Here is a 1,695-nt window from a genome sequence, read left to right on the forward strand (position 1 = left end):
TCCGCGTGAAGGAGGGCGAGAGCCTCAGGGTGGGCGGCGTCATCCTGACCCTCGCCGGCGTGGCGGGCGCGCCCGCCACGCCTGGTCAGGGCGGCGTCGCGGCCGATCAGGGCCAGCGTCCCGGCGGCGGCACCGGCAGCGCGCTCGGCATGAGCGGCGCGGGCGCCGAGACGGACGAGGCCACCGCCGTCGCTCCCGACCGCGCCACGTCCGCGCGCGTCGCGGACGCGCAGGTGGAGGCGCAGAAGGCCCAGGCGCAGGGCGCGCCCGCGCCCGCCGCCGTGAAGGCCGCGCCGCCCGTCGCGCTGCAGGCCTTCGACGGCCGCAGCGTCGTGCACGCCGCGCCCAGCGTCCGCCGCCTCGCGCGCGAGCTCGGCGTGGACATCGGCACGGTGCACGGCACGGGCCTCGCGGGCCGCATCAGCGAGGAGGACCTGCGCCGCGCCGCCGGGACGCCCAGCGTCACCACGCCCGCCGCGCAGGGCGCCACGCCCGTGCCCGCCGCGAGCGCCGCGCCCGCCCCGGCGCCCCTGCCGGACTTCTCGAAGTACGGCGCGACCCGCGTCGAGGACATGAGCGGCATCCGCAAGGCCACCGTGCGCAGCATGACGCAGGCGTGGACCACCATCCCGATGGTCACGCACTTCGACAAGGCCGACGTGACCCGCATGGAGGAAGCCCGCAAGGCCTTCGCCGCGCGCGTCGAGAAGGCCGGCGGGAAGCTCACCATGACGAGCATCCTGATGAAGGTCGTCGCGAACGCCCTGCGCCGCTTCCCGAAGTTCGGCGCGAGCCTCGACCTCGCGAACAACCGGGTGGTCTTCAAGGAGTTCGTGAACCTCGGCATCGCCGTGGACACCCCCAACGGGCTGCTCGTGCCCGTCCTCAGGGACGCGGACCGCAAGAGCATCACGGAACTCTCCGTGGAGATCGGCGAGATCGCCCAGAAGGCCCGCGACCGCAAGCTCAAGCCCGACGAGATGCAGGGCGCGACCTTCACCATCAGCAACCTCGGCGGGATCGGCGGGCACGCCTTCACGCCCATCGTGAACCCGCCGGAGGTCGCGATCCTCGGCGTGTCTCGCGGCGGCTTCGAGCCCGTCTGGAACAGGGAGAAGGGCGAGTTCGAGCCGCGCAACATGCTGCCCCTCTCGCTCACGTACGATCACCGCCTCATCGACGGCGCGGACGCCGCGCGCTTCATGCGCTTCATCTGCGAGTCCCTGGAGGACCCCTTCCTCATCAGCCTGTAAGGGCGGTCAGTCCTCAGCGGTCAGCCATCAGCCGTCAGCGGGAATTCCCCTGACGGCTGAAAGCTGACTGCTTCCCTTCACCCCGGCCTCACGCTGCCCCCGCGCTCACGGACCTACACTCGCCCCATGACCGACCGTGACAGGGAAACCCCCGGACAGATCGACCCGCACGAGGAGAACGACGACCGCATGGGCGAGGCGAACATCCGCGATCTCGGCGTGCCCGGCGAGCTGCGCGAGGACATGTTCGAGAACGCCCGCGTCTTCAACGACTTCCAGCGGGAGAAGCTCAACGACGAGCCCTCCTTCGACGACGGCCTGCCCGGCGACATCGCCGACTTCGACCTCGTGCAGGGCCGCGACGAGGGCCCCAGCGCGAGCGGCCCGCGCTTCGCGGACCCCAACAACGACGCGGGCGGCGAGGTGCACGGCCCCCGCGTGG

At 72.4% G+C, this 1,695-nt stretch carries 1 protein-coding gene and 1 pseudogene; both read left to right on the forward strand.

All coding sequences use genetic code 11. From position 1 onward, the window contains the following. The coding region (locus tag DEIPI_RS31700; protein WP_052351776.1) for a 2-oxo acid dehydrogenase subunit E2 at positions 1-1,253 on the forward strand (1,253 nt) is incomplete at its 5' end. Positions 1,254-1,379: 126 nt separating this feature from the next. Then, positions 1,380-1,695, forward strand: a pseudogene (locus tag DEIPI_RS31705) (hypothetical protein); the annotation flags it as partial.

The organism is Deinococcus pimensis DSM 21231 (assembly GCF_000519345.1).
In the GTDB taxonomy this organism is placed as follows: Bacteria; Deinococcota; Deinococci; order Deinococcales; family Deinococcaceae; genus Deinococcus_A; species Deinococcus_A pimensis.